The 16,801-nt window shown below is 73.7% G+C and carries 19 protein-coding genes; 8 read left to right on the top strand and 11 right to left on the bottom strand.

From position 1 onward, the window contains the following. Window positions 1-181: 181 nt before the first annotated feature. Window positions 182-1,327: an FAD-dependent oxidoreductase gene (locus ABB07_RS03770; RefSeq protein WP_208897246.1), complete on the bottom strand. Its 1,146-nt coding sequence runs from the start codon at window positions 1,325-1,327 to the stop codon at window positions 182-184. 17 nt (window positions 1,328-1,344) lie between these two features. After that, window positions 1,345-2,007, bottom strand: coding sequence for a TetR/AcrR family transcriptional regulator (locus ABB07_RS03765; RefSeq protein ID WP_208897244.1), 663 nt, complete (start codon window positions 2,005-2,007; stop codon window positions 1,345-1,347). A gap of 193 nt (window positions 2,008-2,200) precedes the next feature. On the opposite strand from ABB07_RS03765, the gene ABB07_RS03760 reads away from it, so the two are divergent. Together ABB07_RS03760 and ABB07_RS03755 are read left to right on the top strand one after the other, a co-directional pair. Next, window positions 2,201-3,214 carry a LacI family DNA-binding transcriptional regulator gene (locus tag ABB07_RS03760; protein ID WP_208897242.1) on the top strand — a complete coding sequence of 338 codons (1,014 nt, stop codon included), beginning with the start codon at window positions 2,201-2,203 and terminating at the stop codon, window positions 3,212-3,214. A gap of 162 nt (window positions 3,215-3,376) precedes the next feature. After that, window positions 3,377-4,813, top strand: a complete 1,437-nt coding sequence (locus tag ABB07_RS03755; protein ID WP_208897240.1) for a benzaldehyde dehydrogenase — start codon at window positions 3,377-3,379, stop codon at window positions 4,811-4,813. Between the two features lie 3 nt (window positions 4,814-4,816). Here ABB07_RS03755 and trxA read toward each other — a convergent pair whose 3' ends face one another. Next, window positions 4,817-5,224 (bottom strand): thioredoxin, encoded by a 408-nt coding sequence (gene trxA / locus ABB07_RS03750; RefSeq protein ID WP_208897238.1) that lies wholly within the window; start codon window positions 5,222-5,224, stop codon window positions 4,817-4,819. A gap of 141 nt (window positions 5,225-5,365) precedes the next feature. On the opposite strand from trxA, the gene ABB07_RS03745 reads away from it, so the two are divergent. Next, a complete protein-coding gene (locus ABB07_RS03745; protein ID WP_208897236.1) occupies window positions 5,366-6,805 on the top strand; it encodes a dihydrolipoyl dehydrogenase family protein in 1,440 nt (479 codons plus the stop codon). 8 nt (window positions 6,806-6,813) lie between these two features. On the opposite strand, the gene ABB07_RS03740 is transcribed toward ABB07_RS03745, so the two are convergent. After that, entirely contained in the window at window positions 6,814-7,458 is a 645-nt protein-coding gene (locus tag ABB07_RS03740) for a peptide deformylase (protein WP_208897234.1), read from the bottom strand. Between the two features lie 361 nt (window positions 7,459-7,819). Between ABB07_RS03740 and ABB07_RS03735 the strand changes: the two genes are divergently transcribed. Beyond that, window positions 7,820-8,371, top strand: coding sequence for a GNAT family N-acetyltransferase (locus ABB07_RS03735; RefSeq protein ID WP_208897232.1), 552 nt, complete (start codon window positions 7,820-7,822; stop codon window positions 8,369-8,371). 94 nt (window positions 8,372-8,465) lie between these two features. On the opposite strand, the gene ABB07_RS03730 is transcribed toward ABB07_RS03735, so the two are convergent. Next, window positions 8,466-8,837, bottom strand: a complete 372-nt coding sequence (locus tag ABB07_RS03730; protein ID WP_244189209.1) for a tetratricopeptide repeat protein — start codon at window positions 8,835-8,837, stop codon at window positions 8,466-8,468. A 98-nt stretch (window positions 8,838-8,935) separates the two neighbouring features. Between ABB07_RS03730 and ABB07_RS03725 the strand changes: the two genes are divergently transcribed. Further along, complete coding sequence (locus ABB07_RS03725) at window positions 8,936-9,523, top strand: histidine phosphatase family protein (protein WP_208897230.1); 588 nt, start codon at window positions 8,936-8,938, stop codon at window positions 9,521-9,523. Between the two features lie 2 nt (window positions 9,524-9,525). Here ABB07_RS03725 and ABB07_RS03720 read toward each other — a convergent pair whose 3' ends face one another. The 6 genes from ABB07_RS03720 to ABB07_RS03695 all read right to left on the bottom strand — a co-directional run bounded on the left by ABB07_RS03720 (window position 9,526) and on the right by ABB07_RS03695 (window position 13,662). Beyond that, on the bottom strand, window positions 9,526-9,975 hold the full coding sequence (locus tag ABB07_RS03720; protein ID WP_208897228.1) for a hypothetical protein: 450 nt from the start codon (window positions 9,973-9,975) through the stop codon (window positions 9,526-9,528). 220 nt (window positions 9,976-10,195) lie between these two features. Beyond that, window positions 10,196-10,849 carry a GNAT family N-acetyltransferase gene (locus ABB07_RS03715; RefSeq protein WP_208897226.1) on the bottom strand — a complete coding sequence of 218 codons (654 nt, stop codon included), beginning with the start codon at window positions 10,847-10,849 and terminating at the stop codon, window positions 10,196-10,198. A gap of 3 nt (window positions 10,850-10,852) precedes the next feature. Continuing rightward, a complete protein-coding gene (locus tag ABB07_RS03710) occupies window positions 10,853-11,680 on the bottom strand; it encodes an alpha/beta fold hydrolase (RefSeq protein ID WP_208903263.1) in 828 nt (275 codons plus the stop codon). 136 nt (window positions 11,681-11,816) lie between these two features. After that, window positions 11,817-12,575 (bottom strand): hypothetical protein, encoded by a 759-nt coding sequence (locus tag ABB07_RS03705; protein ID WP_208897224.1) that lies wholly within the window; start codon window positions 12,573-12,575, stop codon window positions 11,817-11,819. Continuing rightward, entirely contained in the window at window positions 12,572-12,883 is a 312-nt protein-coding gene (locus ABB07_RS03700; protein ID WP_208897222.1) for a PadR family transcriptional regulator, read from the bottom strand. Before ABB07_RS03700 ends, ABB07_RS03705 begins: the two co-directional genes overlap by 4 nt. 83 nt (window positions 12,884-12,966) lie before the next feature. Then, on the bottom strand, window positions 12,967-13,662 hold the full coding sequence (locus ABB07_RS03695; RefSeq protein WP_208897220.1) for a class I SAM-dependent methyltransferase: 696 nt from the start codon (window positions 13,660-13,662) through the stop codon (window positions 12,967-12,969). A gap of 143 nt (window positions 13,663-13,805) precedes the next feature. Here ABB07_RS03695 and ABB07_RS03690 point away from each other — a divergent pair, with 143 nt between their 5' ends. From ABB07_RS03690 to ABB07_RS03680, 3 genes are all read left to right on the top strand, one after another. After that, on the top strand, window positions 13,806-15,041 hold the full coding sequence (locus ABB07_RS03690) for an MFS transporter (RefSeq protein WP_244189208.1): 1,236 nt from the start codon (window positions 13,806-13,808) through the stop codon (window positions 15,039-15,041). A 220-nt stretch (window positions 15,042-15,261) separates the two neighbouring features. Continuing rightward, window positions 15,262-15,768 carry an inorganic diphosphatase gene (locus tag ABB07_RS03685; RefSeq protein ID WP_208897218.1) on the top strand — a complete coding sequence of 169 codons (507 nt, stop codon included), beginning with the start codon at window positions 15,262-15,264 and terminating at the stop codon, window positions 15,766-15,768. Between the two features lie 176 nt (window positions 15,769-15,944). Then, window positions 15,945-16,772, top strand: a complete 828-nt coding sequence (locus ABB07_RS03680) for a ZIP family metal transporter (protein WP_208897216.1) — start codon at window positions 15,945-15,947, stop codon at window positions 16,770-16,772. Window positions 16,773-16,801: the final 29 nt, after the last annotated feature.

Below are 16,801 nucleotides of genomic sequence, written 5' to 3'. Positions count from 1 at the left end.
TCGGGTCGGCGATCCTCGGGGGGCTCGGGGGCTCGGGGGCTCGGGGGTGTTCGGGTGCCGGCGGGTGATCGGCGCTTGCGGGGGGGCTCGGGTGCGGTGCGGACAGGCGGGCCGTGCCGTGTGCGCCGCGGTTCGGTCGCCACCCCGCGCTCCTGCCGGTCGGCACCCTGCTCCGCGCCCGTCAGCCGCCCCGGCCGGTGAACATGTCGAGGAGCCCCTGGGGCGCGTCCGGGCGGAACAGCAGGGCGGCGCTGTGCGCGGACTCGGCCGCGGACTCCTCCGCGCGCCGGAACATCCGGTCCTCGTAGGCGGCCAGCGCGGCCTCGGTGTCGCCGGGGTGCGCGGTCAGAGCGAGGCCCAGTTCGGCGCCGTCGAGGAGGGCCAGGTTGGCGCCCTCGCCCGCGAACGGCGACATCAGATGGGCCGCGTCCCCGAGCAGCGTGACCCCGGGCACCCGGTCCCAGCGGTGGCCGACCGGCAGCGCGTGGATCCGCCGGGGCACCAGGGCCCCGTCCGCGTCGGCGACCAGGGCCCGCAGGCTCTCGTCGAAGCCGCCGAACTCCTTCAGGACCGCCGCCTTCGCCGCCTCGGTGTCGCCGAAGTCGATGCCGTCCAGCCAGTCCTCCGGCGCCTCGACGGCCGCGTACACGTGCAGACTGCCGTCGGTCTCGCGGTGCGCGAGGAAGCCGCGGCCCGCGTCGAGCGCGAAGAGCATCCCGCCGCCGACGACCCCCGCGCTCGCCGGATGCCGCAGATCCGCCTCCAGCAGGTCGGCCTCGACGAAGGACACGCCCGTGTACGCGGGCCGGGCGGCGGTAAGGAGGGTGCGGATCCGGGACCAGGCGCCGTCCGCGCCGATCAGCAGGTCCGTCGTGAACATGGTGCCGTCCGCGAGCGTGACCTCGTGCCGGCCGTCGCCCAGCGGGCGCGCGCCGGTGACCTTGGCGCCCCAGCGGACCGCGCCCCCGGGCAGGGAGCCGAGCAGCAGTGCGCGCAGGTCGCCGCGGTCGATCTCGGGCCGCCCGCCGGATCCGTCGTCGTCCTCGGCGAGCCGTACGGTGGCCTGCCGGTCCAGCACGCGCAGGGCCTGGCCCCCGGGGTGGACGCGCTTCAGGAACTCCTCGTGCAGCCCGGCCGCCCGCAGCGCCTCCTGCCCGGACTCGTCGTGGATGTCGAGCATGCCGCCCTGGGTCCGGGCGGTCGGCGCGCGGTCCAGGTCGAAGAGGGCGGCCTCGACGCCGTGCACGTGCAGCACCCGGGCGAGCGCGAGCCCGCCGAGGCCCGCGCCGACGACGGCGACCGGGTGGTGGGGGTGGCTGGTGGTCATGGGGGCCTCCGGGCGGGTCAGTCGGGTACGGCGGTGCGCTCGATGCCGTTGATCAGGGTCTGGAAGGCCCAGGACAGGCGGGCCTCGGGGGCGCCGGAGAGCAGTTCTCCGGCGCTCGCGGCGATGTGCGGATGGGTGTCGGACGGCGCCTCGCGCAGGGCGTGGGCCAGTGCCCGCAAGCCGTCCGGGGTGTCCTCCCCGGCGTGCTCGGCGGCGGTCGCGGCGGCGTGCTGCAGCAGCAGGTCGACGCCCCACGCGGCCTGTGCGCGCGGGACCCCGCCCGACTGGAGCAGGCCCAGCAGGGTCTCGATGAGCCGCAGGTAGTTCGGCCCGCTCGGCCATGCCGTCAGCGCCGAGCGGGCCAGGCTCGGATGCTCCAGGAGCATCGCGGTGTAGCCGGTGAGCACCTGCTCCAGCCGCTCCCGCCAGGTGCCCTCGGCCGGGGCCGGGGCGAGCCTGCCGAGCAGCTCGTCCAGGACGGCCGCGTGCAGTTCGTCGGTGTTGCGGACGTAGACGTACAGCGAGGCCGGACCGGTGTCGAGTTCCTGTGCCAGCCGCCGCATGGTCACCTTCCGCAGCCCTTCCGCGCGCAGGATCGCGACGGCGGCGGCGACGATGCCCTCCCGGGTCAGGGCGGGCTTGGCGGGGCGCTCGCGGCGGGAGCGGGGAGAAGCGGTCATGCCTCCACCGTAACGAACATGTTCGTCGCGAACAAGTTCGTTACGAACGCGTTCGCCGTGCGTCGGGGGCTGTATCGGCGACTGCTTCGGCGAGTGCTTCGTCGAGTGCTCAGGCGTCTGCTTCGGCGGCGGATCTCGTCGAACGGTGAACCACGTCGCCCCGCCTCTTCCCGGCCCCCGCCCCTCTGCCAAGATGCGGTCTGTCATGGTGCAGATACCGAACACGCCCACGAGTGCCGATGTGGCCCGCCTGGCGGGCGTATCGCGCGCGACCGTGTCCTACGTCCTCAACAACACCAGCGCCGTACGGATCAGTGAACCGACGCGCCGCCGCGTGCGCGAGGCCGCGCGGGAACTGGGGTACGTCCCGCACGCCGCCGCCCGCAGCCTGCGCGCCGGACACAGCCGTATGGTCCTCATGCCCGCCCCGGCGATCCCGGTGGGCCCGCTCTACAGCGGGTTCCTCAACGAGCTGCAGTGGGGGCTCGGCCGGCTCGACTACACCGTGGTGCAGTACGGCAGCGTCGGCCTCCAGGGTGACGAAGCCGCCCGCGCCTGGGCGGAGTTGCGGCCAGTCGCCGTCCTGGTGCCCGGTGCGGAACTCGGGCCGCAGGGCGTCGGCGTCCTCAAGCGCTCCGGTGCCCGGGCCGTGCTCACCCTCGGCCCCGAACGCGTCGACGGCGCGCACGCCCTGCTCATGGACCACGCCGCCGTCGGTGAGTGCGCGGGCGCCCACCTGTATGCCCGGGGCCGGCGCCGGATCGGTGTCGTGGTGCCCGAGGAGTCCGGCCTGGAGGCGTACTCCCGGCCCCGGCTCGCCGGGGTGCGCCGGGCGCTGCGGGGCACGGACGCCGTCGTCACGGAGCTGCCGCTCGCGTACACGGAGGAATCGGCCGCTCAACTGGCCGCCCGCTGGCGGGAGTCGGGACTGGACGCGGTGTTCGCCTACAACGACGAGTACGCGATGCTCCTGATGCGCGCCCTGCAGGACGCGGGTGTGCGCGTCCCCGAGGACGTGGCCGTGATCGGCGCCGACGACCTGATGCTCGGCCGGCTGCTGCGGCCCCGCCTGAGCACGGTGCACATCGAACTGCCCTCGGGCCGCGACCTCGCCGAACTGGTCGACCGGGCCGTCCGCGACCCCGGCGGCGAGCCGGAGGTGCACAGGGTCCTGGGCGCCTCGGTGGTCCAGCGCGAGTCCACCTGACGGTGGGCATTCGTGCGAGCCGGAGCGCGGGTGACGCCGGCGGGGTACACCTCCCGGTGGTGACGGGGTTCCGGAGCGGCGTCACCGCGATGTAGTTTCGCGCTCAACCAAGTAGCGTCGGGGGGAGGTTCCGCACCTCCCGGCGACCGATCGGAGAGCCGTATGCCGCTGCTCGACCCGAAGACCTGGCAGGACCGCGGTCCTGCCGGACCCGCCCACACCGTCACCGAGCCCGCCACCGGTGACGCGCTCGGCACCGTCACCCTCGCCGCGCCCGGGGACGTGGGTGACGCCGCACGCGCCGCACGCGCCGCCCAGGGCGACTGGGCCCGCGCACCGCACTTCCAGCGTGCCCAGGTGCTGCGCAGAGCGGGCGACCTGTTCACCGAGCACGCCGAGGAACTGCGCGACTGGCTGGTGCGCGAGTCCGGATCCATCCCGGGCAAGGCGGACTTCGAGCTCCACGTGGCCGCCCAGGAGTGCTATGAGGCCGCCGCCCTCGCCTCCCGTCCGACCGGGCAGGTGCTGCCCAGCGAGGCCCCCCGGCTGTCGTACACCCGCCGGGTCCCGGTCGGGGTCGTGGGCGTGATCTCCCCGTTCAACGCGCCGCTGATCCTGTCCATCCGCTCCGTCGCGCCGGCCCTGGCGCTCGGCAACGCCGTGGTCCTCAAGCCGGATCCGCGCACCGCCGTCTGCGGCGGCCTCGCCCTCGCCGCCGTCTTCGCGGAAGCCGGCCTGCCCGGCGACCTGCTGCACGTGCTGCCCGGTGGCGCGGAGACCGGCCGGGCGCTGGTGGAGGACCCACTGGTCCCCGTCATCTCCTTCACCGGATCCACCGCGGCGGGCCGCGCCGTCGGCGAGGCGGCCGGCCGCCACCTCAAGCGCGCCCACCTCGAACTCGGCGGCAACTCGGCCCTGATCGTGCTCGACGACGCCGACCTCGACGCCGTGATCTCCACGGCGGCCTGGGGCTCGTTCTTCCACCAGGGCCAGATCTGCATGACGACCGGCCGTCATCTCGTGCACGCCTCGCTCTACGACGAGTACGTCGAACGGCTCGCCGCCAAGGCCGACGCGCTGACCGTCGGCGACCCGCACCGCGAGCGGGTCCACCTCGGGCCGGTCATCGACGCGGGACAACTCGCCAAGATCGACGGGCTGGTGCGCACGAGCACCGCCCGCGGCGCGAAACTCGCCGCGGGCGGCACCCACGAACAGCTCTTCTACCGGCCGACCGTGCTGGCCGACGCGGGCGACGACGCCCCGGCCTACACCGAGGAGGTCTTCGGCCCGGTCGCGCCGGTCCGCTCCTTCACCAGCGCCGACGAGGCGGCGGCACTCGCCGCGGACAGCCCGTACGGCCTCTCCCTCGGCATCGTCACCCGGGACACCGCCCGTGCCCTGGACCTGGCCGAGCGGATCCCCACCGGAATCGTGCACGTCAACGACCAGACCGTGAACGACGAGGCGGTGGCGCCCTTCGGCGGCGTCGCCGCGTCCGGCACCGGCGTCCGCTTCGGCGGCGAGGCCAACCTGGACGCCTTCACCGAGCTGCGCTGGACGACCGTACGCGGCGACGTGGCGCCGTACCCCTTCTAGGGACTACTGAGCGGGGCCCTCCTGGGACTGCCTGCCCGCGCCGCCCTGGGTCTCCTGGGCCGCGATGCTCCTGCGGACCTCGTCCATGTCCAGCTTCCGGGCCTGCCCGATGAGGTCCGCCAGGGCGGGCTCGGGCAGGGCGCCCGGCTGGGCGTAGACGGCGACCTTGTCGCGGACGATCATCAGCGTCGGGATCGACTGGATGCCGAAGGCCTGGGCCAGCTCCGGCTGGGCCTCGGTGTCCACCTTGCCGAAGACCAGGTCCGGGTTGTCCACGGCGGCCTTCTCGTACACGGGTGCGAACTGGCGGCACGGCCCGCACCAGGCGGCCCAGAAGTCGATCAGCACGAAGTCGTTGTCGGTGACCGTCTGGTCGAAGTTGTCCTTGGTCAGCTCCACGGTGCTGCTCATGGCGTGAGTCCCTCTTCCTGGGTGGGGGTGTGCCGACGGCGGAAACACGGCCGCCGGACCGCCTATTCCACACGCGCACGTTCTGTGTGTCGCGCGCGTACCCATGTGGCCGTCGCGCACACCACCCACCAGACTGACCCCATGACGGAAACGAGGGAAACGGAATCCATCGCGTACGACGTCGTGGTGCTCGGGGCCGGTCCCGTGGGGGAGAACGTCGCCGACCGCACCCGCGCGGCCGGTCTCACCACCGCGGTCGTGGAGAGCGAACTGGTCGGCGGCGAGTGCTCGTACTGGGCGTGCATGCCCAGCAAGGCCCTGCTGCGGCCGGTCATCGCCCAGGCGGACGCCCGCCGGCTGCCCGGCCTCGACCGGGCGGTCCAGGGCCCGCTCGGCACCCCGGCCGTCCTCGCCCGCCGGGACGAGTACACCTCCCACTGGAAGGACGACGGTCAGGTCGGCTGGCTCGACGGCATCGGCGCCGACCTGTACCGCGGCCACGGACGCCTCGCCGGCCCCCGCACGGTCACCGTCACCGCCCCCGACGGCACCGTCACCACCCTCACCGCCCGGCACGCCGTCGCCGTGGCCACCGGCACCCGCGCCCAGCTGCCGGACCTGCCCGGCCTCGCCGGAGTGAAGCCGTGGACCAGCCGCGAGGCCACCAGCGCCAAGGCCGCCCCGGCCCGGCTGATCGTCGTCGGCGGCGGTGTCGTCGCCACCGAGATGGCCACCGCCTGGCAGGCCCTCGGCTCCCGGGTCACCCTGCTGGTGCGCGGCAAGGGCCTGCTGAACCGCATGGAGCCGTTCGCCGGGGAACTGGTCGCCGAGGCGCTCACCCAGGCGGGCGCCGACGTCCGCACCGGCACCTCGGTGGAGTCCGTCACCCGCGAGAACGGCACGGTCGTGGCCGTCACCACCGCCGGCGACCGTTTCGAGGCCGACGAGATCCTCTTCGCCACAGGCCGCGTCCCGCACACCGACGACATCGGCCTCGACACCGTCGGCCTGGAACCCGGTTCCTGGCTGGACGTCGACGACACCCTCCGGGTCACCGGCACCGACTGGCTGTACGGGGTCGGTGACGTCAACCACCGTGCCCTCCTCACCCACCAGGGCAAGTACCAGGCCCGCATCGCGGGCGCCGCCATCGCCGCCCGCGCGGCCGGCGACCCGCTGTCGGCCGGGTCCTGGGGCGCGCACGTGGCCACCGCCGACCACCACGCCGTACCCCAGGTGGTGTTCACCGATCCCGAGGCCGCCGCGGTCGGCCTCTCCCTCGCCGAGGCCGAACAGGCCGGCCACCGCGTCCGCGCGGTCGACGTCGAGTTCTCCGCCGTCGCGGGCGCGGGCCTGTACGGCGACGGCTACAAGGGCCGCGCCCGCATGGTGGTCGACCTGGAGGACGAGATCCTGCGCGGCGTCACCTTCGTCGGCCCCGGTGTCGGCGAGCTCATCCACTCGGCGACCGTCGCCGTCGCCGGCCGGGTCCCGGTCGGCCGCCTGTGGCACGCCGTCCCGTCGTACCCGACGCTGAGCGAGGTGTGGCTGCGGCTGCTGGAGGCCTACCGCGACAAATGACCGGCCTCTTACGGCAGTTCGAAGCCGAGCGCCGCGGCCGCCGCCTCCGGTGTCGGACGGTTCCACAGCGCCGTGACCGCCTCGTTCGTGGACAGCGAGCGCAGTTCGGCGCGGTCCAGATAGAGGGTGCCGTCCAGGTGGTCCGTCTCGTGCTGGACGATCCGGGCGGGCCACCCGCTGAACACCTCGTCCACCGCGCGCCCCCGCTCGTCCTCGGCGCGCAGCCGGACCTCGGCGTGCCGGGCCACCACCGCCTGCCAGCCCGGCACACTCAGGCAGCCCTCGAAGAACGCGGCGCGAGCGGTGCCGGCCGGCTCGTACACCGGGTTGACCAGGACCCGGAACGGCTGCGGCACCCGGCCCCGGGCCGCCGCGACCTCCTCGGGCACCGGCGCCGGATCCTCGATGACCGCGATCCTGAGCTCCACGCCGACCTGCGGGGCGGCGAGGCCCACCCCGGGCGCGGCGTGCATGGTGACGCGCAGGGCCTCGACGAAGCGGGCCAGCAGGGCCGGGCCGAGCTGACCGTCGTAGGGCTCGGTGCCGCGCCGCAGCACCGGCTGCCCGGCGGCGACGATGGGCAAGGGGCCGCCGGCGGCGAGGAGTTCCTCGACCCGCTCGGCGAGCGGCGCGTGATCACGGAGAGGGGCCATCGCGTCAGCATGCCATGCCGCCCGGCCGCCGACGGGCGCATCCCGGTCATGACGCCGTGAAACAGCGGGGTCCGACAGGCCGGCACCGGCTTCGGCGTCCAGGAGTCGGACAGAGCCGCACGAGCGGGAGCACGGGACATGGCGCGGGACGGCGGCCATGCCCGGCGGCGCGGTCAGGGCGAGCCGGCGGGCCGGGTCCTCGGCGCCCTGCTCGACGCGGCCGGCACCGGTTCGCCGGACTCCACGGACAGGGGGAGGGCCGTACGGAAGACTGACGGACAGGGCGGGATTCGCCGCCGCATGCGATCCAGCCACCGGCCTGCACCTCGGTCGGCCTCGCTCTGACTCCGAGGAGGGGAAGATGGATTTCTCCGTACGGTCCCTGACCCCGGACACCTGGCCCGGCTTCGCCCGGCTGGTGGCGGAGCACGACGGGGTCTGGGGCGGCTGCTGGTGCATGGCGTTCCACGAGGAGGGCGTCGGCCGCACCAGGACGCCCGAGCAGAACCGGACGGAGAAGGAGGCACGGGTCCGCGAGGGCAGGGCGCACGCGGCCCTCGTGTACGACGGCCCCGACTGCGTCGGCTGGTGCCAGTTCGGCCCGCCCCGCCGTGCCTACGAGGCGGCCGCCCCGGCCCCGCCCGACTGGCGGATCACCTGCTTCTTCGTGCACCGCGCCCGGCGCCGCACGGGTGTCGCCTCGGCCGCGCTCGACGGTGCCCTGCGCGAGATCGCCCGGCTCGGCGGCGGGACGGTGGAGAGCTTCCCGCAGGACACCGAGGGCACCAGGGTGTCCGCGTCCTTCCTGCACAACGGCACGGTCGCCCTGTTCGAGAGCCGGGGCTTCACCCGCGCGCGGCGGCTGGGCAAGAACCACTGGGTGGTGACCCGCACGGTACGGCCGGCCGCCTGAGACGTGCCGAGGGCCCCTGCCGGGAACCGGGCCGCCGTCTGAGACGTGCCGAGGGCCCGGCCCCCTGCCGGGAACCGGGCCCTCGCCCCGTGGCTCACTCCTGCGGGAAGTCCCCGGCGAGCGCCGAGGCGATCCGCAGGTGCCGCTCCGCCTCCTCCTGCAGGCCCTGCCGCTGGAGCGTGCGGCCCAGCATCAGCCGGGCGTAGTGCTCCACCGGGTCACGCTCGACGATGCGCCTCAACTCGGCTTCCGCGCGGCTCAGTTGGGCCGAGTGGTAGTAGGCGCGGGCCAGCAGCAGCCGGGGTCCGGTCTGCTCCGGCACCTCCTCGACCAGTCCGGTCAGGACCCGCGCCGCGCCCGCGTAGTCCTTGGCGTCGAAGAACCGCCGCGCTCGCTCCCAGCGTTCGGCCGGGGCGCCGTGGTCGTAGTACGTGGTCTCCCGTTGCGTCACCGCTCGCGTCTCCACTCGTGACCTCCTTCGGCGGCCACAACAGAACGAGGTTGTTCAATATTCCACTAATCCTGGCTGGGGGCAGTTCCCGATCATGCGATACCGTGCCGGGCATGGGGGAGCTGATAGTGATCAGGCACGGCCAGACCGAATGGAGCCTGTCGGGCCGGCACGCCGGGCGTACCGACGTGCCGCTGACCGCCGCCGGTGAGGCCGCGGCCAGGGCGCTCGCTCCCAGACTGGCCCGACGCCGTCCGGTCGCCGTACTCAGCAGCCCGCTGGGCCGGGCCATGCGGACCGCCGAGCTGGCCGGCCTGACCGGAGTGGAACCTGATCCCGACCTGCTGGAATGGGACTACGGCGGCTACGAGGGCCTGACCGCGGAGCAGATCCGGGAGGCGAGGCCCGGCTGGGAGCTGTGGCGGGACGGTGTCGTGCCCGGTGACGCCGACCATCCCGGCGAGCAGCTCCCGGAGGTGGCCGCGCGCACGGACGCGGTGCTGGACCGGATCCGGCCACTGCTCGACGACGGCGATGTGGCGGTCGTCGCCCACGGCCATCTGGCGCGGGTGCTCGCCGTACGCTGGCTCGGGCTCGACGCGTCCGCCGCCCGGCTGCTCGGCCATCCGCATCCGGGAACGCTCGGTTTCCTGGCGACCGAGGACGGGCAGCCGTGCGTCTCCGCCTGGAACGTCCCGTAGCGTCACTTGAGTTCGATCACCAGGCCGAAGTCGTTGCCCGGGTGCCAGCCCGTGACGATCTCCGGGCTGTGCCGGGTGTCGTCGCCCCAGCCGTAGAAGTGCTCCCAGGTCACGTCGTCGCCGTACCAGTGGTCGTAGTCCGTCTCCGCGTACGCCTGGACGGCCTTGCCGTCGTGCTTGGTGTCCCAGAGGTAGAAGGCGCCGGAGGCGTACGACTTGCCGTTGACCTTCTTCGTGCACTCCATGTACTTGGCGGCGCCGCCGGTGATGTGGATCTCCTTCCAGCCGGAGCACTTGCCGGCCGCGGACGCCAGGCTCCCGGCGGAGGAGGACGACTGGGCGGACGGGGCGGCGGTCGCGGACGGTGCGGCGGTCGCGGCCGGGGCGGCGGCGAGGCCACCCGCCAGGGCGAGTCCGGCGACTGCGAGGGCGACGCGCTTGCGGGACATCATGGTGGATCCTTTCCGTCGGCCGGCGGACGGTCCCCCGGTTGGGTCCCCTCGAGGCCCGTCGGCACAACCCCACCGTGCCCCGGCGCTTCGTCCCGCCCCAGCGCCCACGGCACATTGCGGCGTTCCCGGGATCCTGCCCCCGTGACCTGCGGGGACGCCCGCGATGGTGAGGCTCCGGCGGGACGGATCGGCGGGCAGCCCACCTCACGTCGACGTGTCGTCAACCTCGGGATGCCGGTGCCGTGGTGGCGCTCCTCCGGATCCGGGCCAGTCGCTGTTCCAGCTTCGTACGGCAGTCGGGCCACTCCTCCGCGGTGATCGAGAACATCGCGGAGTCACGGAGCAGGCCGTCCTCACCCGGTGCCCACGACCGGGACCAGTTCCGCAGCACCCCCTCGAACCGCGCCCCCACGCCCTCGATCGCCGCCCGTGACCGGCCGTTGCGCGCATCCGTCTTCAGGTCGACGCGCGCGACGCCCCAGTTGTCGAAGGCGTGCCGGAACAACAGGAACTTGGCCTCGGTGTTCAGCCCCGTGCCCTGGGCCGAGGCCGCCAGCCAGGTGAAACCGACCTCGATCGCACAGAGACCGTCACCGCTCGGCCAGGGACGCGGATCCCAGTAGGCGGTGGCCCCCACGGCCCGCCCCGACGACCTCTCCACCTGCGCGTACGGAGCCAGCTTCCCGGCGGCGGCACGGGCGAGCTGCAGGTCGATGTACCCCTCGACCTCGGCCGCCCGCGGCACCCAGGTGAACGCATAGGGGGCCCGGTCCTCCTCGGCCGCCGCCGCCAGGTCCGCGGCATGGCGCCGGCCCAGGGGCTCCAGGCGCACCAGCGACCCCTCGAGAACCGGGCCCTCGAGCGTGAAACCCACCGCTCATCCCTCCATGCCCGCGTGCCGGGCCAGTTGTGTGGTGAGGAAATCCAGCAGGGCGCGGTTGAAGGCCCCGGGCTGCTCGGCGCCGGGCAGATGGCCCGCCTTCTCGATGACGACCAGGGTGGCGTGGGGGACGAGACGGTGGATCGCCTCGGCGTCCGCGACCGGCGTGTAGACGTCGTCCGCCCCGACCACGATCAGCACCGGTTCCCGTACGGCGGCCAACGTGTCCCGGTAGTCGGGGCGTTCGGCCCGTCCGCGCAGTGCCGCCGCCGCGCCGCGGGGGTCGGTGGCGCGCATCATGCCGAGGACTCGCTCGGCGACATCCGGCAGCGCGGCGACGTTGTACGGGGCGAGCATCTTGTCGATCACCTCGCCCGCGTAGCAGTCCATCCCCTCGGCGAGGAGCCGGTCGGCCAGCCGGTTGCGGAACTCCTTGCCCTCATCGGTCTCGGCGGGGGCGGAGGTGTCGGACAGGACGAGGGCCTGCACCCGCCGCGGGTGCCGGTGCTGGAACTCCATGGCGATCTGACCGCCCATGGACACACCGCCGACCACCGCTCGCCCGATGTCCAGGTGGTCGAGGAGCGCGGCGAGGTCGTCGGCGAAGTCGGAGAGGAAGACCTTGCCCGGGGTGACGCTGCTGCGGCCGTACCCGCGCAGGTCAGGGGTGATGACCCGGTATCCGGCCGCGGTCAGCGCCTCGGCCTGGGGTGCCCACAGGGTGCGGTTGAAGGGGTGCCCGTGGATCAGCAGGACCGGCAGCCCGGTCGAGGGCCCGAGATCGTCGTAGTGGAGGGTGGCGCCACGCAGAGCTGTGGCGTTCAGGTCAGGCACACGGACTCCATGATCGGCAGATCGGCATACGAGCTGTTCCAGCGTCAGCCCACGGCAGCGTAAACCTTGCCCCTGAGGGCAAGGTCAACTCTCCCGTACGCCTTGTTCCGGATCGGCGTCACCGGAGCTACGCCCTGTTCCGTCGCAGATCCCGGCCGGCGCTGACCGCCACGGCGGCCAGCACACCCAGTGCCGCGCTTTCGGCCAGGGAGCCGGGGTGAAGAGTGGTGGCGGCGAGGAGGTTCTGGCTCGCCGCGAGTGTCAGTCCGGTGCCGATGCACAAAAGGGCCGTGGACAGCCGGCGTGTGCTCGGCAGGTGCGCGGTGCGGGCGATGCGGGCGACGAGGACGCACAGGCGAACTGCGACGAAGGCGAGGGTGAGCCAGTAGGAGGTGACCGTGGCGGCCTCGGTGGTGCCGGTGAGGTGTTCGGTTCTGCCGCTCCATGCCGTCAGGCACAGGGTCGCGACCGCGGTGGCCGGGGCCGCCAGGGTCCGGGCCGCCGTGGTGGTCAGGTGGCGGAGGGCTGCGCCGTGCGGGGGTGGCAGCGGTGCGGCGAGGGCGATGCCGGTCAGGAGCGGGAGGAGCCACAGGCTGGTCGGGGGGTGGTGGAGGTCGGCCGTGAGGGTGGTGGAGGGTTCGGCCGAGCGCAGCAGCAGTCCGGTGGCCGCGGTGAGCGCGAACAGGGCGACGGTCAGCACGCGGCGGGTCTGTCCGCTGGTCGTCTCGGGCCAGTCGCCGGGGTGCAGCCACAGCCGCGCGGCCCCGGCGAGGGTGTCGGGCCAGGACCGGATGCCGGACGCGGACACCTCGTGGCGGATGTCCTCGCCCCATCGCTGGCGTACGGCGGGTGGGTAGAGCCGGATCAGCAGCGCGGCCGCGTTCATGCCGGGGTGATCCCGAGCGCGCGCAGGCCGGCGGCGGAGATCCTGGCCAACTGCTCGAGTTCGGCGCGCAGTTGGTCGCGGCCCGCGTCGGTGATCCGCAGGGTGCGGTGGCGTTCCTGGGCCTCGGCCGCCTGGTCCGCGGGCCGGATCAGCCCGCGCCCCTCCAGGCGGGACAGGGCGCCGTAGAGGCTGCCGGGGCCGAGTCTGCGGCCGGTGAGTTCCTCGATCGCGGTGTTGATGGCGTACCCGTGCCGCGGGCCGTCCGCGAGGACGGTGAGCACGAGCATCTGGGCGTCGTTGCTGTGCATGGGTCTCCTTGCGTCCGCTCCGGACATGGTACGAGCCGCGATACTACTTGTCATGTAGTACGTGGCTCGTACTCTGATGCCCCCTACGGGCGACGGAGCCTGACCGCCAGGAAATGCGGCTCGCGGTGGGTCTTCTCGTAGCGACGCGGATCGGCCGCTCGCGCGGACTCCTGCGCTCGCGGCTCCTCCAGAGCCTCCAGGACGAACCCGGCCCGCAAGAGCTCACCGAGGAACTGCTCCAGCGTCATCCGCCAGTAGCTCAGGGCGAAGCCGTCGCCGAAAGGCAGCTCCACGCGTTCGTGGGCGAAGTACGAACCGCCGAAGTAGCCCCAGTCGCCGGTGGGATGGGTCGTGGACACGAGCAGGGTGCCGCCCGGCCGCAGGACGCGCCGGATCTCGGCGAGGAGTTGTCGGCGCGCGTCGATGTGGTGGTACACGAGTGCCATGACGACCAGGTCGAACGACTGGTCCGCCAGAAAGGCCGCCGGCTCCTCCAGATCGTGACGGTGCAGGACGGCATCGGCCCCGGTCCGCTCCCGCGCGCAGTGCAGGAGGCTCTCGCTCCCGTCGACCCCGACGACCTGAGCAGCTCCCCGTTCCAGGAACTCCGCGAGGTAGTGGCCGGCCCCGCACCCGAGATCCAGGACCCGGAGCCCGGTCACGTCACCGGCGAGCCTCAGCATGGCCGGCCGGTCCGTATGCGCGTGGTACGTGCTGTCCGTGGCCTGCGCCGCGAACTGTTCGCCCATCTCACCGTGGTACGCGGTCCCGGCTGTCATCCGGGCATTCTCGCAACGTCCCCCGGCGGTATGGTGCGCAGCGACGGAGACGCGCCGCATGGTGGCTGGGAAGCAGCGGTGGCAGCGGTGGCAAGGCTCGTCGGGTCCGTGAACGCGGAGGCGCTGTGGGGATGGATCAGCCGGTGTCCGGAGAGCGGGAGGCGGATCGGCCGTCGGTGCGGATGGGGCCGTGGCGGTTCGTGGTCTGGTTCGGCACGGTCAGCCTGCTCGCCGATGTCGTGTACGAGGGCGCCCGTTCGATCACCGGCCCGCTGCTGGCCTCGCTGGGCGCGTCCGCCCTGGTCGTCGGAGTGGTCACCGGCGCCGGTGAGTCCGCGGCGCTGGGCTTGCGGCTGGTGTCCGGGCCGATGGCCGACCGGACCCGCCGCTTCTGGGGGCTGGCGATCGCCGGATACGCGCTGACGGTCGTCTCGGTCCCGCTGCTGGGCGTGGCCGGGGTGCTGTGGGCCGCGTGCGTGCTGGTGATCGCCGAGCGGGTCGGCAAGGCGGTGCGCTCACCGGCGAAGGACACGCTGCTCTCGCATGCCACCGCCGCCACCGGGCGGGGCCGGGGCTTCGCCGTCCATGAGGCGATGGACCAGATCGGCGCCCTGGTCGGCCCGCTGCTGGTGGCGGGCATGCTCGCGCTGACCGGCAACGACTACGGCCCCGCGCTCGGTGTGCTCGCCGTCCCCGGCATCGCCGTACTCCTGCTGCTGTTCCGGCTGCGGGCCCGGGTGCCGGACCCGGAAGCCTACGAGCGCGAGGTGACGGCCGCTGCGCCCCGGGCACCGGACGGGCGGGAGGGGCGGTTGCCGAGGGCGTTCTGGACCTACGCCGCCTTCACCGCGGCCACCACGACCGGCTTCGCCACCTTCGGCGTGCTCTCCTACCACCTCGTCCAGCGCCATCTGCTGTCCACCGCGTGGGTGCCGGTGCTGTACGCGGCGGCGATGGCCGTCGATGCGGTCGCCGCGCTGGCCACCGGGTGGCTGTACGACCGGCTCGGCCCCCGCGTGCTCATCGCCCTGCCCGTCCTCACGGCGGGCGTGGTGGCGCTGGCGTTCACCGACACGGTCGCCGTCGCGGTGCTCGGGTCGCTGGTGTGGGGCGCGGCCATGGGCATCCAGGAGTCGACCCTGCGCGCGACGGTCGCGGACCTGGTGCCCAGCGGGCGGCGGGCGACCGCGTACGGCCTCTTCGCGGGCGTCGTCGGCGTGGCGAGCCTGGCCGGCGGCGCGCTGACCGGCGGGCTGTACGGCTACTCGATCCCCGCGCTGATCACGGTGGTGGTCGCGATCCAGGCCCTGTCCGTGGTGCTGCTGCTGGTCACCTGGGCCGACGCTGACACCAGGGCCGCCCGGCAACGGGACTGCTGATCCGCGTCCGGTCCGCCTGCTCCTCGTCCAGCCCCCGGGGTGCGGCGGCGGTACAGGCGGGGACCCGGCGTGCGCACCCGATCCGCACCGCGAAGGGCCCGTCGGGCCCCGGCCCGGCTGGTTGCCTGCGCAGGCGCCCGGCAGGAGACTGCTGGTATCCGGCGACGGGGCTCGCCGCCGACCGCACCGACGCGGTGCCGATGGCCTCTACCCGCTGACCATGCTCACGTCCGAGGAGGTCAGGGCCATGCCCCGGATCACCGTCGACATCGACGCGACCGCATCCTCCACCATCCGGACGTCCGACGACGGCGCCTCCGGCCGGCTCACCTCGACCGGCTGGCCGGTCGGACTCGGACGGATCCCGGACACCCTCGACGCCGACGGGTCGCCCCTGGACGCCCTGGTGCTGATGCCCGAACCGGCCCTCGCCGGGGCCACCGTGCCCGCCCGGCCCCTGGGCGTCCTGCATCGCATCGGGGACCAGGCCGTGCCCGCCGCCCCCGTGCTGCTGTGCGTGGCCGAGGACCCTGCCTTCATCGGCCTCGTCGACACCGACGACCTGCCCCGCCGGGACGCCGAGGGCGACGCCTGGGCCGCCGTGCTGGCCCGCCTGCAGCGCCGGGACGCGGGCGAGGTCACCGGCTGCGGCAGCCGCGCCGAGGCCGAACACCTGATCAGCGCCGCCCATCACGCCTACGAACGGCTCACGGGATGCCTCGAGTGAAGGAGCACCGGGTACGGCCGGGTGGCTGGGACACCGCGCGGCAACGGGTCCGTCAAGATTCAGCCAAGCGCCGCACAGGAAGTCCTTAGGTAAGGCACGCCTAACCTATTCTGAGCTCGTCCCCAGGCGGCCGCCCCCACCAGGCCGCCACCTGAGCACGACCCGGAGTTCTCCCCATGTCCAGCGGCAACATCGCCCTGCTCGGCGCCATCGCGGGCCTCACCATCTACCTCGGCCTCCCGCTCGGCCGGCTGCGCACACCGACGCCCCGTCTGAAGGCCGGGCTGAACGCCGTCGCCATCGGCATCCTGATCTTCCTGGTCTGGGACGTCCTCACCCACGCCTGGGAACCGGTCGACGCGGCGCTGAGCGACCACCGGTGGGCGACGGTCGCCTCCGGCGGACTGGTCCTCGCGGCCGGACTCACCGCCGGACTCGCCGGCCTGGTGTACTACGACGCCTGGACCGCCCGCCGCCGAGCCGCCGCCGAGCGACCCGCCGGTCCCGGCGCCGCCGCGGCGACGGAGCTGGCACCGAGGACCCGCAGTCAGGCGGCCTCCCTCGCCCTGATGATCGCGACCGGCATCGGCCTGCACAACTTCGCCGAGGGCCTGGCCATCGGCAACTCCGCCGCCAAGGGCGAACTCTCCCTGGCCGTGCTGCTCATCATCGGCTTCGGCCTGCACAACGCCACCGAGGGCTTCGGCATCGTCGCCCCGCTCGCCGCCGAGGGCGAACGCCCCACCTGGGCCACCCTCTTCCGGCTCGGCCTGATCGGCGGCGGACCCACCTTCCTCGGCACCCTCGTCGGCCAGCACCTCGTCAACGACACCCTCTCCATCGCCTTCCTCGGCCTGGCCGCCGGTTCCATCCTGTACGTCGTCATCGAACTGCTCGCCGTGGCCCGCAAGGCCCAGCTGAAGACGCTCACCACCTGGTGCGTCCTCCTCGGTCTGCTCCTCGGCTTCGCCACGGACGCCGTGGTCACCGCCGCCGGAGCCTGAGCGCTTCCGGCCGGCCGGCCCTCGCCACG

Origin of the sequence: Streptomyces incarnatus (assembly GCF_001027185.1) — a bacterium.
In the GTDB taxonomy this organism is placed as follows: domain Bacteria; phylum Actinomycetota; class Actinomycetes; order Streptomycetales; family Streptomycetaceae; genus Streptomyces; species Streptomyces puniciscabiei.
This window is presented reverse-complemented; position numbering and strand designations above follow the sequence as displayed.

Excerpts from the sequence above, each read along its gene's own strand:
- ABB07_RS03745 (WP_208897236.1), top strand. The coding sequence starts at position 5,366 with ATGACGGAAACGAGGGAAACGGAATCCATCGCGTACGACGTCGTGGTG.
- ABB07_RS03770 (WP_208897246.1), bottom strand. The coding sequence starts at position 1,327 with ATGACCACCAGCCACCCCCACCACCCGGTCGCCGTCGTCGGCGCGGGC.
- ABB07_RS03685 (WP_208897218.1), top strand. The coding sequence starts at position 15,262 with ATGCTCACGTCCGAGGAGGTCAGGGCCATGCCCCGGATCACCGTCGAC.
- ABB07_RS03720 (WP_208897228.1), bottom strand. The coding sequence starts at position 9,975 with ATGATGTCCCGCAAGCGCGTCGCCCTCGCAGTCGCCGGACTCGCCCTG.
- trxA (WP_208897238.1), bottom strand. The coding sequence starts at position 5,224 with ATGAGCAGCACCGTGGAGCTGACCAAGGACAACTTCGACCAGACGGTC.
- ABB07_RS03735 (WP_208897232.1), top strand. The coding sequence starts at position 7,820 with ATGGATTTCTCCGTACGGTCCCTGACCCCGGACACCTGGCCCGGCTTC.
- ABB07_RS03705 (WP_208897224.1), bottom strand. The coding sequence starts at position 12,575 with ATGAACGCGGCCGCGCTGCTGATCCGGCTCTACCCACCCGCCGTACGC.
- ABB07_RS03765 (WP_208897244.1), bottom strand. The coding sequence starts at position 2,007 with ATGACCGCTTCTCCCCGCTCCCGCCGCGAGCGCCCCGCCAAGCCCGCC.
- ABB07_RS03740 (WP_208897234.1), bottom strand. The coding sequence starts at position 7,458 with ATGGCCCCTCTCCGTGATCACGCGCCGCTCGCCGAGCGGGTCGAGGAA.
- ABB07_RS03760 (WP_208897242.1), top strand. The coding sequence starts at position 2,201 with ATGCGGTCTGTCATGGTGCAGATACCGAACACGCCCACGAGTGCCGAT.
- ABB07_RS03755 (WP_208897240.1), top strand. The coding sequence starts at position 3,377 with ATGCCGCTGCTCGACCCGAAGACCTGGCAGGACCGCGGTCCTGCCGGA.
- ABB07_RS03725 (WP_208897230.1), top strand. The coding sequence starts at position 8,936 with ATGGGGGAGCTGATAGTGATCAGGCACGGCCAGACCGAATGGAGCCTG.
- ABB07_RS03680 (WP_208897216.1), top strand. The coding sequence starts at position 15,945 with ATGTCCAGCGGCAACATCGCCCTGCTCGGCGCCATCGCGGGCCTCACC.
- ABB07_RS03695 (WP_208897220.1), bottom strand. The coding sequence starts at position 13,662 with ATGACAGCCGGGACCGCGTACCACGGTGAGATGGGCGAACAGTTCGCG.
- ABB07_RS03700 (WP_208897222.1), bottom strand. The coding sequence starts at position 12,883 with ATGCACAGCAACGACGCCCAGATGCTCGTGCTCACCGTCCTCGCGGAC.